At 55.3% G+C, this 14,079-nt stretch carries 13 protein-coding genes; 3 read left to right on the top strand and 10 right to left on the bottom strand.

Annotated features, from left to right (window positions below):
- Positions 1-246 precede the first annotated feature (246 nt).
- Entirely contained in the window at positions 247-1,704 is a 1,458-nt protein-coding gene (pepD, locus tag HV242_RS04255; protein ID WP_063858385.1) for a cytosol nonspecific dipeptidase, read from the top strand.
- 54 nt (positions 1,705-1,758) lie between these two features.
- Here pepD and dinB read toward each other — a convergent pair whose 3' ends face one another.
- The 8 genes from dinB to HV242_RS04215 form a co-directional block, all read right to left on the bottom strand.
- Complete coding sequence (gene dinB / locus HV242_RS04250) at positions 1,759-2,817, bottom strand: DNA polymerase IV (RefSeq protein WP_014168765.1); 1,059 nt, start codon at positions 2,815-2,817, stop codon at positions 1,759-1,761.
- Between the two features lie 101 nt (positions 2,818-2,918).
- On the bottom strand, positions 2,919-3,122 hold the full coding sequence (nqrM, locus tag HV242_RS04245) for a (Na+)-NQR maturation NqrM (protein WP_020882787.1): 204 nt from the start codon (positions 3,120-3,122) through the stop codon (positions 2,919-2,921).
- Entirely contained in the window at positions 3,122-4,345 is a 1,224-nt protein-coding gene (nqrF, locus tag HV242_RS04240) for an NADH:ubiquinone reductase (Na(+)-transporting) subunit F (RefSeq protein ID WP_047356235.1), read from the bottom strand. The genes nqrM and nqrF overlap by 1 nt, the downstream gene beginning before the upstream one ends.
- A gap of 10 nt (positions 4,346-4,355) precedes the next feature.
- Positions 4,356-4,952 (bottom strand): NADH:ubiquinone reductase (Na(+)-transporting) subunit E, encoded by a 597-nt coding sequence (gene nqrE / locus HV242_RS04235; RefSeq protein ID WP_014168762.1) that lies wholly within the window; start codon positions 4,950-4,952, stop codon positions 4,356-4,358.
- Between the two features lie 6 nt (positions 4,953-4,958).
- Complete coding sequence (locus HV242_RS04230; RefSeq protein ID WP_025205100.1) at positions 4,959-5,597, bottom strand: NADH:ubiquinone reductase (Na(+)-transporting) subunit D; 639 nt, start codon at positions 5,595-5,597, stop codon at positions 4,959-4,961.
- Positions 5,590-6,384 (bottom strand): Na(+)-translocating NADH-quinone reductase subunit C, encoded by a 795-nt coding sequence (locus HV242_RS04225; RefSeq protein WP_044867919.1) that lies wholly within the window; start codon positions 6,382-6,384, stop codon positions 5,590-5,592. The genes HV242_RS04230 and HV242_RS04225 overlap by 8 nt, the downstream gene beginning before the upstream one ends.
- Positions 6,377-7,612 (bottom strand): NADH:ubiquinone reductase (Na(+)-transporting) subunit B, encoded by a 1,236-nt coding sequence (locus HV242_RS04220; protein WP_020882790.1) that lies wholly within the window; start codon positions 7,610-7,612, stop codon positions 6,377-6,379. The genes HV242_RS04225 and HV242_RS04220 overlap by 8 nt, the downstream gene beginning before the upstream one ends.
- Positions 7,613-7,615: 3 nt before the next feature.
- Positions 7,616-8,959 (bottom strand): Na(+)-translocating NADH-quinone reductase subunit A, encoded by a 1,344-nt coding sequence (locus tag HV242_RS04215; RefSeq protein ID WP_032681615.1) that lies wholly within the window; start codon positions 8,957-8,959, stop codon positions 7,616-7,618.
- A gap of 298 nt (positions 8,960-9,257) precedes the next feature.
- On the opposite strand from HV242_RS04215, the gene dpaA reads away from it, so the two are divergent.
- On the top strand, positions 9,258-9,998 hold the full coding sequence (gene dpaA, locus HV242_RS04210; RefSeq protein WP_014168757.1) for a peptidoglycan meso-diaminopimelic acid protein amidase: 741 nt from the start codon (positions 9,258-9,260) through the stop codon (positions 9,996-9,998).
- Here dpaA and HV242_RS04205 read toward each other — a convergent pair.
- Together HV242_RS04205 and lpcA are read right to left on the bottom strand one after the other, a co-directional pair.
- Entirely contained in the window at positions 9,969-10,736 is a 768-nt protein-coding gene (locus tag HV242_RS04205; protein WP_014168756.1) for a class II glutamine amidotransferase, read from the bottom strand. The two genes, dpaA and HV242_RS04205, sit on opposite strands and share 30 nt — an antisense overlap.
- A 46-nt stretch (positions 10,737-10,782) precedes the next feature.
- Positions 10,783-11,361 (bottom strand): D-sedoheptulose 7-phosphate isomerase, encoded by a 579-nt coding sequence (gene lpcA, locus HV242_RS04200; RefSeq protein ID WP_014168755.1) that lies wholly within the window; start codon positions 11,359-11,361, stop codon positions 10,783-10,785.
- A 239-nt stretch (positions 11,362-11,600) separates the two neighbouring features.
- Here lpcA and fadE point away from each other — a divergent pair, with 239 nt between their 5' ends.
- Entirely contained in the window at positions 11,601-14,045 is a 2,445-nt protein-coding gene (gene fadE, locus HV242_RS04195; RefSeq protein WP_047356236.1) for an acyl-CoA dehydrogenase FadE, read from the top strand.
- Positions 14,046-14,079: the final 34 nt, after the last annotated feature.

Genomic DNA, 14,079 nt, shown 5'->3' with positions numbered 1-14,079 from the left:
CCTGTTTGTATACGGCTTAAAAAGTGTTCGAGGGGGAAATAGGTTGCGCGAGATTATAGAGATCTGACGCACTAAAAACCAGTGTTTAGCGCCCGGAGCCTGAGTTTTTACATGCTTTATGCTACCAGCCACCGGAGAAAGTGGTATTCTCAGTTGCATCTCGCAAGCCTGTCTTGTGGTAACTATTAACCTGCTAACCCTGTGACCTGCAACTCGCTTTGCAGGGCATCGACAAGGAGACTTATCGTGTCTGAACTGTCTCAATTATCTCCACAGCCACTGTGGGATATTTTTGCCAAAATCTGTTCCATTCCCCACCCTTCCTACCATGAAGAACAGCTTGCCGAACATATTATGGGCTGGGCGAAGGAAAAAGGTCTGCATGCTGAACGCGACCAGGTTGGCAATATTCTGATCCGCAAACCGGCGACCGCAGGCATGGAAAACCGTAAACCGGTTGTGCTACAGGCGCACCTGGACATGGTTCCACAGAAAAACAACGACACCGTTCACGACTTCACCAAAGACCCTATCCAGCCTTACATCGATGGCGACTGGGTGAAAGCGCGCGGCACGACCCTTGGTGCAGATAACGGCATTGGTATGGCGTCTGCTCTGGCGGTCCTGGCGGACGACAGCGTTGAGCACGGTCCGCTGGAAGTGCTGCTGACCATGACGGAAGAAGCAGGCATGGACGGCGCGTTCGGTCTGCAGGCGAACTGGCTGCAGGCGGACATTCTGATCAACACCGACTCTGAAGAAGAGGGTGAGATCTACATGGGCTGCGCCGGCGGGATTGATTTCATCACGACCCTGCCACTGTCCCGCGAAGCGATCCCTGCTGGTTTCCAGACCTTCAAGCTGACGCTGAAAGGGCTGAAAGGCGGCCACTCCGGTGGTGATATTCACCTGGGTCTGGGCAACGCCAACAAACTGCTGGCACGCTTCCTGGCTGGCCACGCGGCTGAGTTGGATCTGCGTCTGGTGGATTTCAACGGCGGCACACTGCGCAATGCCATTCCGCGTGAAGCCTTCACGACCGTGGCAGTACCCGCTGCAAAAGCCGACGAGCTGAAAAAGCTTTCCAGCGTGTATCTGGATATCCTGAAAAACGAACTGTCAGCGAAAGAGAAGAACCTGACCGTGGTGCTCGAGTCCGTGACTACCGACAAAGCGGCGCTGACCTCCCCGTCTCGTGACGCCTTCGTTCAGCTGCTGAACGTGACGCCAAACGGCGTGATTCGTAACTCAGACGTCGCGAAAGGCGTGGTTGAAACCTCCCTGAACGTGGGCGTGGTCACCATGAGCGATGACAGCGCGGAGATCATCTGCCTGATCCGCTCGCTTATCGACAGCGGTAAAGAGTATGTGGTGAGCATGCTGGAGTCTCTGGGTAAACTGGCGGGTGCGCACACCTCCGCAAAAGGTAGCTACCCAGGCTGGCAGCCGGATGCAAGTTCCCCGGTGATGGCGCTGGTGCGTGAAACTTACCAACGTCTGTTCAACAGTACCCCGAACATTCAGGTGATCCACGCCGGTCTGGAGTGTGGTCTGTTCAAGAAACCGTATCCGAACATGGACATGGTGTCTATCGGGCCAACCATTACCGGTCCGCACTCGCCGGATGAGCAGGTTCATATTGAAAGCGTGGGTCATTACTGGACTCTGCTGACTGAACTGCTGAAAGCGATCCCTGCTAAGTAATTCGCCGTATGATGCCCGGTAGCACGTTGCCTGCCGGGCTGACAAATCCGCCTGCTATAACCCCAATACCAGTTGCCGCTCCAGTTGCGGGTCCAGCAGCGTCACGTGTAACCCCACCAGCCTGACTCCCCGCCCTGCCCGCCGCTCTTCCCAGGCTTTTCTCGCAGTGGCGATAAGATCGTCTTTATTCAGTCGCGGCCAGACATGCTCCTGCGTCGTCTGCTGGAAATCGTTAAACTTCAGCTTAACGCCCTGACGGGCAATCAGCAGGTCGGGTTTTACTTTCGCTAACCGCCGCTCCAGTTCGGGATAAAGTTGGTCAGTGATAATGACTTCACACTCGGACCAGTCATGGATGTCTTCCATCAGCGTGCGTTCAACCCCGACCGATTTACGCAGCCGCTCACTGCTCACGCTGCGCTCATCAATTCCCTGACTGCGCTCCCACAGCACGCGACCAAACTTACCGAAACGCTTAAGCAGCATGGCCAGATCGCTTCGCTGTACATCTTCACAGGTCCGTAATCCCATACTTTCCAGCTTTGCAGCAGACACTTTCCCCACGCCGGGGATTTTGCCGAGCGGCAGCGTTTTTAAAAACGCCGGAACCTCTTCCGGAGTGATGACGTACTGACCATCGGGTTTATTCAAATCAGACGCTATTTTGGCGAGGAATTTCACCGGTGCGACGCCTGCGGAAGCGGTCAGATTGAGCTCGTTGAAGATAGTCCGGCGGATCTCCTGCGCCATTAACGTTGCGGAGCCGTGGCAGTGCAGGCTGTCAGTGACATCCAGGTAGGCTTCGTCCAGTGACAGAGGTTCAATCAGCGAGGTATAGCGAGAGAAGATCTCGCGGATATGCAGGGAGGCTTCTTTGTAGGCTTCAAATCGGCCGGGCAACAGCGTGAGATGAGGGCACAGCTTTAGCGCCATGGCAGTTGGCATAGCACTGCGCACGCCAAATTTGCGCGCAGGGTAGTTGGCGGTGCTGATCACACCGCGCTGGACACGGCTACCGCCAATCGCAATAGGTATATCCCGCAGCGCCGGATTGTCACGCATCTCCACTGCGGCAAAAAAGCAGTCCATATCGACATGGATTATTTTGCGCATAGTAAGCCCTCACTCATCACTGGATAAGTATACAGTAAAGAAATGAGAGTTGAGAAGTGTGTTTCCCCTCTCCTCCAGGAAGAGGGAAAACACCGGACTCACTACAGGATCCGCCGGGCCTCGCGCGCCATGCGTTTTTTACGGGCGTCGCAGGGTTCGGGGCAGTCGCACACTTTTTCCATCCCGAGCGCGGAGATACCACCACAGCTGCCCTGAATGCTTTTACGCTTTATGATCCAGCCCAGAGACATGCCGAGTACAACAAGCAAAAAAACCGCGAAAGTTGCCAGAAACGTCAGCATCATCACCCCCCGAAGTCATCCAGCAGGATGTTTTCATCTTCCACACCCAGATCTTTTAGCATCTTAATGACTGCAGCGTTCATCACTGGCGGCCCACACATGTAAAATTCGCAATCCTCTGGCGCAGGATGCTGCTTGAGGTAGTTTTCATAAAGTACGTTGTGGATGAACCCCGTGTGGCCGGTCCAGTTATCTTCCGGTTGCGGATCGGAGAGGGCCACATGGAAGGTAAAGTTTGGGTTTTCACGCGCCAGTTGCTCAAACTCATCATCATAGAACATCTCTCGCAGCGAGCGTGCCCCGTACCAGAAGCTGATTTTGCGCTTGCTCCCGAGGCGCTTGAGCTGGTCAAAAATGTGCGAACGCATCGGTGCCATGCCTGCGCCACCACCGATAAAGACCATTTCAGCCTCGGTCTCTTTAGCAAAGAACTCGCCAAACGGACCGGAGATGGTCACCTTGTCACCCGGCTTCAGGGACCAGATATACGACGACATGACGCCTGGGGGGGCATCAGGCACACTCGGCGGCGGCGTGGCGATACGCACGTTGAGCATAATGATGCCCTTCTCGTCCGGGTAGTTGGCCATTGAGTAGGCGCGAAGCGTCGGTTCTTTAACGTCAGACACAAAACGGAAAAGATTGAATTTGTCCCAGTCGGCACGGTACTCATCCGGAACGTCAAAGTCCGCATACGCCACGGTGTGATCCGGGCACTCAATCTGGATGTATCCCCCGGCCCGGAACGGAACATCTTCCCCTTCCGGCACGCGCAGCTTCAGCTCTTTAATGAAAGTCGCTTTGTTATCGTTAGAGATAACTTCGCACTCCCATTTTTTAACCCCGAAGATCTCTTCCGGCAGCTCAATTTTCATGTCCTGGCGCACCGCGACCTGGCAGGCCAGACGGCAGCCCTCTTTCGCCTCACGCTTCGTGATATGCGCCAGCTCAGTGGGCAGAATATCCCCGCCCCCCTCTTTCACCGTGACGCGGCACTGACCGCAGGAGCCACCGCCACCGCAGGCCGAGGAGACAAAGATCCCGTTGCCGGAGAGCGTATTGAGCAGTTTATCCCCCGCCGGCGTGCGGATCTGGTTTTGCGGCTCACCGTTGATATCAATCACCACGTCGCCGGAATTCACCAGCTTCGCGCGTGCCGCCAGAATCAGCCCTGACAACACCAGTACAATCAGCGTGAACATCACCACGCCAAGAATAATTTCCATCTGTTAGCCCTTATAGCTGCACACCGGAGAAGGACATAAAGCCCAGCGCCATCAGCCCGGTGGTGATAAAGGTGATCCCTAAGCCACGTAAACCCGCAGGCACATTGGCATATTTCATTTTTTCGCGGATCCCCGCCATGGTGACGATAGCCAGCATCCAGCCGATGCCGGAGCCGAAACCATACACAACGGATTCACTGAAGTTGTAATCACGCTGAACCATAAACGAGACGCCACCAAAGATGGCGCAGTTCACCGCGATCAACGGCAGAAAAATCCCCAGCGCGTTGTATAGCGACGGGAAATACCTGTCGAGGATCATCTCCAGGATTTGTACCAGCGCTGCAATCACACCGATAAAGGTGATGAAGTTCAGGAAGCTGAGATCGACACCGTCTACCAGCGCACCGTCGCGCAGCACAAAGTTGTACACCAGGTTGTTAATCGGTACAGATAAGCCGAGCACCACCGTGACCGCAACACCCAGACCAAACGCCGTCGATACCTTTTTGGAAACGGCAAGAAACGTACACATGCCCAGGAAAAACGCGAGTGCCATGTTTTCAACAAACACCGCGCGCACAAATAAACTCAGGTAATGAGCCATCGTCGGTTACTCCTTTTCCTGCTGTTCTGGCTTCAGGGTACGAATCAGCCAGATCAGCAAACCGATAATGAAAAATGCGCTTGGGGCCAGCAGGAAGAGTCCGTTTGGCAGATACCAGCCGCCGTTTTGTACCGTGTCCAGCACCGTGACGCCAAACAGCTTACCGCTGCCAATCAGCTCGCGCAGGAACCCAACGGTCAGCAGGATAACGCCGTAACCGAGACCGTTACCGATCCCGTCCATAAAGCTCGCCAGCGGAGGCATTTTCATCGCATAAGCTTCGGCACGCCCCATCACGATGCAGTTGGTGATAATCAGACCGACAAACACCGAGAGCTGTTTTGACGTTTCATACGCGAAAGCGCGCAGTAGCTGATCGACCACGATCACCAGCGACGCGATGATCGCCATCTGCACAATGATCCTCACGCTATTCGGGATGTGGTGGCGGATCATGGAGATAAACATGCTGGAAAATGCCGTCACCAGCGTGACCGCGACGGTCATGACCAGCGCGGTTTCCAGTTTTGTCGTGACCGCCAGTGCCGAACAGACTCCCAGTACCTGTAAGGTAATAGGGTTATTCGCCAGCAGCGGACCGATGAGCACCTTTTTGACTTCTTTCAGTTCACCCGTATCAGCCATTGTTCAGCGCTCCTTCACGTACGTTTTTCAGGAAAGGACCAAAGCCCAGCTCGCCCATCCAGAAATCAAAACTGTGCTGCACCCCTTTTGACGTGAGCGTTGCCCCAGAAAGCCCGTCTACGGCATATTCGTCACCCGGACGCGCAGCCCCTTTCATCACCTTCAGGGCAGGCAAGCCGTTATCGTCGAGCACTTTCTTGCCGACAAACTGCGCGCGCCAGTTAGGGTTTTCAACCTCACCGCCGAGCCCCGGCGTTTCGCCCTGGTCATAATAGGTAATCCCTTTCACCGTGCGGCCATCCGTATCGAGTGCCACAAAGGCGTACATCATCGACCACAGCCCGTTACCGTATATCGGCAGCACGACCTCCTGCACCCGCTTCTGCTCATCGCGCACAAGGTAAATTTCGGCGAGGTTACTGCGACGCTTGATGCCAGCGGGATCTTGCGATGCCTCCAGCGTCAGGCTCATATCAGGGTCTTTCAACGCCAGTGCCTGGTTAAATTTCGTCGGGTCTTTATCCAGCAACTGGCCGGTTTTTAAATCCACCAGACGCGCCGAAATGCGCTCCGCGAAGAGTTCAGCCACGTCGTCTGTACTCATCCCTTCCTGCATTAACCCGGCCACAGCCAGGATGTTGCGTTGTTTATCCAGCGCACGCTGCTCCTGTTGCCGTGGTTTTAATCCCACGGCAGAGCCAGCCACGACAATGGAACAGACCAGGCAAAGGACCAGCACCACCAGCAGCGTTTTGCCGATGCTGTCGTTATTTTTGCTTTCAGCCACGCGCTTTCCTCCGCTTAATGTTGGCGCGCACGACCAGATAGTCGAAGAGCGGCGCAAACAGATTGGCAAACAGAATGGCCAACATCATCCCTTCCGGATAAGCCGGGTTGACCACACGAATCAGGACACACATCGCACCAATGAGCACGCCATAGCTCCATTTACCTTTGTCGGTAAAGGACGCAGAGACAGGATCGGTGGCCATGAACATCATGCCGAAAGCGAACCCACCCAGCACCAGATGCCAGTACCAGGGCATGGAGAACATCGGGTTGGTGGCGGAACCGATGAAATTAAACATCGTGGCTGTTAACACCATGCCAATCATTACCCCTGCGACAATGCGCCACGACGCGACGCGTCCGAAGAGAATAATGGCGCCACCGAGTAAAATCATCAGCGTGGAGACCTCCCCAACAGAGCCGGGAATGTTGCCAATAAAGGCATCCAGCCAGGTGACGGGTTGACCCGTGGCGTTGTTAACCAGCGTTTCGCCCCCGTGCGCGGCCCACTGCGAAAGCGGCGTCGCACCCGAGAACCCATCCGCGGCCGTCCACACCAGGTCGCCCGAGATTTGCGCCGGATACGCAAAGAACAGGAAAGCTCGCCCGGCCAGTGCCGGGTTGAGGAAGTTGCGCCCGGTGCCACCGAAGATCTCCTTGGCAATCACCACGCCAAAACTGATCCCCAGTGCCGCCTGCCAAAGCGGCAGCGTTGGTGGAACAATCAGGGCAAACAGAATCGACGTCACGAAGAAGCCTTCGTTGATCTCATGTTTGCGAATGATGGCGAACAGCACTTCCCAGAAGCCACCCACGATAAACACCGTGATGTAGATTGGCAGGAAGAATACGGCTCCCAGCGTCATCATGCTTATCCAGCCGGCATCGGCTGCAAAGCTGACGCCCAACGTCTGGGCCAGGCGGTAGTGCCAGTCCGACTGGATAACCTGAGCCAGCTGTGGGGCATCATATAAATGATGCAGCGCCGGAATGGTCTGCAGACCAACGTTGTACATACCCCAGAACATGGCCGGGAAGACCGCAAACCAGACCAGAATCATCATTCGTTTGAGGTCGATAGCATCGCGGACGTGTGCCGCCCCTTTTGTGACCAGCCCCGGCGTATAGAAAATGGTCGCCGTTGCTTCATACAGCGGGTAGTACTTCCTGAGCTTCCCGTGCGTAAAGTGCGGCTCTATTTTTTCAAAGAGGTGTTTTAAGCCCATCAGTTATCCTTCCTGCTCAATGCGGGTTAACACCTCGCGCAATACCGGTCCATATTCGTATTTTCCCGGACAGACATAGGTACAGAGCGCCAGATCTTCTTCGTCAAGCTCGAGGCACCCCAGCGCCTGGGCACTGTCGGTGTCGCCGGCCAGTAGATCGCGCAGCAGCAGAGTTGGCAGAATATCCAGCGGCATAACGCGCTCGTAGTTGCCAATCGGAACCATGGCGCGCTCTCCGCCGTGGGTGCTGGTCGAGAAATTAAAGAGTTTGCGACGCAGGAAGTGCCCAAGGGTAGTGCGGGTCACGGAATACTTCTCAGCGCCCGGCAGAACCCAGCCGAACAGCTCTTTCTCGCGACCTTCCAGAACCACACTGACCTGCAGGTGGAAGCGCCCAAGATACGCCTGCGCGCCAGCCGCATGACGGCCACTGAGCACCGAGCCAGAAATCAGGCGGTTTTCGCCCTCTTTCGTTTCACCGGCAAGCAGTTCATTAATGTCCGCACCCAGCAGCGTTTTCACCAGGCGTGGATTTGCTGCCTGTGGCCCGCCGAGGGCGATCACCCGTTCAGAGCACAGTTCACCGGTGGTAAAGAGCTTACCAATGGCAATCACGTCCTGATAATTCAGATGCCAGACCTGTTTCGTCAGGCTCACCGGCTCCAGGAAGTGAATATGCGTTCCAACTAACCCCGCCGGGTGCGGGCCTGCAAACGTATTAAACGTAACTTGCCCCTGCGGATGGCCCCCGAGTTTGCCGCCGCCCGCCTGACAGACGTGGACCTTCCCCGAGGTCAGACGGGTTAACACGGTTAGCCCGGCATCAAACGCGTTACGCTGCGCCAGAATAATGGGCTCCGGGTCCGCGCTGAGCGGGTTGGTATCAATGGCGGTGACGAAAATAGCGGCCGGAAGCGTGTCCGGAACAGGCGATTTGCTGAAAGGTCGCGTGCGAAACGCCGTCCACAAGCCGGACGCCAGCAGTTGTGCCTGAACGGCTTCCCGGCTCAGGGCGGCGAGGTCTGCTGCGTCGAAACGGGAAAACTCACGTTGTTCGTCGCCTTCAATGCGGATAACCACCGACTGCAGGACGCGACGTTCACCGCGATTGATTGCCACCACGGTACCGCTCGCGGGGGCCGTAAACATAACGCCAGGATTTTTTTTGTCCTCGAAGAGCGCCTGTCCTTTAATGACGCGATCGCCTTCCTGCACCAGCATTGAGGGACGCATTCCCAGGTAGTCGTCGCCCAAAATGGCGACATGGCGGACACTTGCGCCAGGCGAAACGTGCGGCTCGGGCACGCCTGCAATCGGCAGATCAAGTCCTTTTCTGATTTTAAACATGTGGTTAGCAAGCTTCCATGAACTTCAATCCAGAGGGGGCGAAGTGTACCATTTTCGCTGTTTTTCGGGCACCAAAACCTCGGTTGCAGGCGCTAAAGTGCGAGGTATTACGCAAAGTTCCTGGAGCCAACGCGATTTTGATGGTTTATAAAGTAAAACTAATTTGTAAACTCACCGTCCGGCTCTTGCGAAAATCTATGGCGGTGCTAATGTGAGCGCACCTAACAGAATAATCTGATTTCGGGTCTCTTTTGCCGTCCTGGCAATTTGGTCTTAGTTTTATCAAGGAACTAGTAGTATGCGTAAAATCGCATTGTTCATTGCGATGCTCCTGATTCCGTGCGTATCGTTTGCCGGGCTGCTCAGCAGCAATAGCTCAACCACGCCGGTCAGCAAAGAATATAAACAGCAGTTAATGGGATCACCGGTTTATATTCAAATCTTCAAGGAAGAACGCACACTCGATCTGTTTGTAAAAATGGGCGAGACATATCAGCTGCTTGATAGTTACAAGATTTGTAACTACTCCGGTGGTCTGGGGCCAAAACAGCGTCAGGGCGATTTCAAAAGTCCGGAAGGGTTTTACAACGTTCAGCGTAGCCAGCTAAAACCTGACAGCCGCTTCTATAAAGCCATTAACATTGGCTTCCCGAACGCCTATGACCGTGCCCACGGTTATGAAGGCAAATACCTGATGATCCACGGTGCATGCGTGTCTATCGGCTGTTATGCGATGACCGATACCGGCATTGATGAGATTTTCCAGTTTGTCACCGGCGCACTGGTCTTTGGTCAGCCGAACGTTCAGGTCAGCATCTACCCGTTCCGCATGACCGATGCCAACATGGCGCGTCACAAGTATTCCTACTACGCGGATTTCTGGAAACAGCTGAAACCGGGTTACGACTACTTTGAGCAGACGCACAAGCCGCCGGTTGTCTCGGTTGTCGATGGCCGCTATGTGGTCAGCAAGCCGCTGAGCCACGAAGTCGTCCAGCCGCAGCTGGCATCAAACTACTCGGTCCCCGAGACAAAATAAGACCCACTCGCCTGGCATAATCTTTTGCCAGGTTTCGTTGCCCGTCAGCGGCTGGGTCGCGATCACTGTGACCACATCATTCGGTGTGGTCTCTCGTTGAAAATCAATTTCCACATCCTGATCGAGCAGCTTGGCGACGCCAAACGGCGCGCGGCGCGTGATCCAGAACAGATTGGTCGAACAGAACGCCATCACATAACGCCCGTCAGACAGCAGCATGTTGAACACGCCCTTCTCACGCAGTTCTGATGCCAGCGACGCAATGTATTTGAAGACGGCGGTCATGTTGCCGGGCGTGCGCGGATAACGCTGCGTCAGCTTGTGCAGCAGCCAGCAAAACGCTTTTTCGCTGTCGGTCTCACCGACCGGACGGAAATTGCCCGTCTCCAGCGACTTATAGCCGGAGAGCTGGCCATTGTGCGCGTAGGTCCAGTGACGGCCCCACAGCTCGCGGGTGAACGGGTGGGTATTTTCCAGCGCCACTTCCCCACGGTTTGCCTGACGGATGTGGGCAATCACCGAACGGGACTTAATGGGATAGTCCTGCACCAGTCTGGCAATCGGGGAATTAAAGCTGGGCTGGGGATCTTTGAATGTGCGACATCCTTTGCCTTCGTAGAAGGTAATGCCCCAGCCGTCTTTATGCGGCCCGGTGCCCCCGCCGCGCTGAACGAGCCCGGTGAAGCTAAAGCAGATATCGGTTGGCACATTGGCGCTCATCCCGAGCAATTCGCACATACATCACCTCCACAACAGCGGGGGCAATCATGCCCCCAGCGAAGTCTTACTTAACCATCTCTTTTTCGATCAGCTGGATCAGGATGTGGATCACTTTGATGTGAATTTCCTGAATGCGGTCAGCATAACCGAAGTGTGGAACACGGATTTCGATATCCGCCGTACCGTCCATCTTACCGCCATCTTTACCGGTCAGGGTGATGACTTTCATCCCTTTTTCACGCGCTGCGGCAATCGCTTTGATCACGTTAGCCGAGTTTCCGGACGTCGAAATACCCAGCAGCACGTCACCTTCACGGCCCACGGCTTCAACGTAGCGAGAGAAGATATAGTCATAACCAAAATCGTTACTGACGCAGGAAATGTGGCTCACATCGGAAATCGCAATCGCCGGGTAGCCCGGACGGTTTTCACGATAACGCCCGGTCAGCTCTTCTGCAAAGTGCATCGCATCACAGTGGGAACCACCGTTACCACAGGAAAGCACTTTACCGCCGGCCTTGAAACTGTCGGCCAGCAGGACCGCTGCGCGCTGAATAGCGTGAATATTGGCATCATCTTTCAGAAAGTTAGCCAGCGTTTCCGCCGCTTCGTTCAGTTCGTTACGAATAAGATCCTGGTACATGAGGATAATCCTTCAGTATTGATGAAATAACACAGTGGAGTGTACCGGATAGCGGGAAAAGCGAGAAGCTAAAGCCATGCGAATCGTCTGGCGTTTTGCGTTTTCGTGCCGGCTTAAACCTGAACAATGTGAACCAGGTTGTAATTATTTTGTAAACACATTGCTAAAGGAAATAACATCAACTACAACCATATCATCACAAGTGGTCAGACCTCCTACAAGCAAGGGAGCTTTTCTTTATGATGATTTTGAGCATTCTCGCAACCGTTGTTCTGCTCGGTGTGCTGTTCTATCACCGGGTGAGTTTATTCCTGAGCAGTCTGATTCTGCTGGCCTGGACGGCTGCGCTTGGCGTCGCTGGCCTGTGGAATATCTGGCTTTTAGTCCCGCTGGCTATCATTCTTCTGCCGTTTAACTTTACGCCGATGCGTAAATCGATGATCTCCGCGCCGGTGTTCAAAGGCTTCCGCAAAGTGATGCCGCCCATGTCGCGTACGGAGAAAGAAGCGATTGATGCCGGTACCACCTGGTGGGAAGGCGACCTGTTCCAGGGCAACCCGGACTGGAAAAAGCTGCACAACTATCCGCAACCGCGTCTGACCGCTGAAGAACAGGCCTTTATTGATGGTCCGGTGGAAGAAGCGTGCCGCATGGCAAATGACTTCGCGATTACCCATGAAATGGCGGACCTGCCGCCAGAACTGTGGGCGTATCTGAAAGAACATCGCTTCTTCGCGATGATCATTAAGAAAGAGTACGGCGGTCTGGAGTTTTCCGCTTACGCTCAGGCCCGCGTCCTGCAAAAACTGGCAGGCGTTTCCGGGATCCTGGCGATCACCGTTGGCGTGCCGAACTCGTTAGGCCCGGGTGAACTGCTGCAACACTACGGTACCGAAGAGCAGAAAGATCACTACCTGCCGCGTCTGGCACGTGGCCAGGAAATTCCGTGCTTCGCGCTGACCAGCCCGGAAGCGGGCTCCGATGCGGGTGCGATCCCGGATACCGGCGTCGTCTGCATGGGTGAATGGCAGGGTCAACAGGTGCTGGGTATGCGCCTGACCTGGAACAAACGTTATATTACGCTCGCCCCTATCGCGACCGTGCTGGGCCTGGCCTTTAAGCTCTCCGATCCGGAAAAACTGCTGGGCGGTGAAGAAGATCTGGGCATTACCTGTGCGCTGATCCCAACCTCCACCCCAGGCGTTGAAATTGGTCGTCGCCACTTCCCGCTGAACGTACCGTTCCAGAACGGCCCAACCCGCGGCAAGGATATCTTTGTACCGATTGATTACATCATCGGTGGTCCGAAAATGGCCGGTCAGGGCTGGCGCATGCTGGTGGAATGTCTGTCGGTTGGCCGCGGTATTACCCTGCCGTCGAACTCGACCGGTGGTTTGAAATCTGTCGCGATGGGGATTGGTGCATACGCCCATATCCGCCGTCAGTTCAAAATCTCTATCGGCAAGATGGAAGGGATCGAAGAGCCGCTGGCACGTATCGCAGGCAACGCCTACGTGATGGATGCTGCCGCCTCCCTGATTACCTACGGCATTATGCTGGGCGAAAAACCGGCCGTGCTGTCAGCTATCGTGAAGTATCACTGTACCCACCGCGCACAGCAGTCAATCATTGATGCAATGGATATCGCGGGCGGTAAAGGCATCATGCTCGGCGAGGGCAACTTCCTGGCGCGCGGCTACCAGGGCGCACCGATTGCCATCACCGTTGAAGGGGCAAACATCCTGACCCGCAGCATGATGATCTTCGGCCAGGGGGCAATCCGTTGCCATCCTTATGTGCTGGAAGAGATGGCCGCCGCGCAGAATAACGACGTGGATGCCTTCGACAAGCTGCTGTTCAAACATATCGGTCACGTGGGCAGTAATAAAGTACGCAGCTTCTGGCTGGGTCTGACGCGCGGTCTTACCAGCACCACGCCAACCGGTGATGCGACCAAGCGTTATTACCAGCATCTTAACCGCCTGAGCGCCAACCTCGCTCTGCTGTCAGATGTTTCTATGGCGGTGCTGGGCGGTAGCCTGAAGCGTCGCGAGCGTATCTCTGCCCGTCTGGGTGATGTGCTGAGCCAAATCTTCCTGGCCTCTGCGGTCCTGAAACGCTACGACGATGAAGGCCGTCAGGAAGCCGATCTGCCGCTGGTTCACTGGGGTGTTCAGGATGCGATGTATCAGGCGGAACAGGCCATTGACGATCTGCTGGCGAACTTCCCGAACCGCTTTGTTGCAGGCGCCCTTCGCGTGGTGATCTTCCCGACCGGTCGTCATCATCTGGCGCCGTCTGACAAACTGGATCACAAAGTGGCGAAGATCCTGCAGGTACCGAGCGCAACCCGTTCCCGTATCGGCCGCGGTCAGTATCTGGCTCCAACACCGCATAACCCGGTTGGTCTGCTGGAAGAAGCGCTGCTGGACGTGATGGCTGCCGATCCCATCCACCAAAAGATCTGCAAACAGTTGGGCAAAAACCTGCCGTTCACCCGCCTGGATGAACTGGCGAAACAGGCCCTGACGGGCGGGATCATCAACAATGATGAAGCCGCTCTGCTGGTGAAAGCCGAAGAGAGCCGTCTGCGCAGCATTAACGTGGATGATTTCGACCCGGATGAGCTGGCGACACTGCCGGTAAAGCTCCCGGAGAAGGTCCGCAAACCTGAAGCTGCATAACGCGTTTCGCTTCTACAAACCCCGCCACGCGCGG

The sequence above is a fragment of the Enterobacter sp. RHBSTW-00593 genome (assembly GCF_013784105.1).
Lineage (GTDB): Bacteria > Pseudomonadota > Gammaproteobacteria > Enterobacterales > Enterobacteriaceae > Enterobacter > Enterobacter ludwigii.
This window is presented reverse-complemented; position numbering and strand designations above follow the sequence as displayed.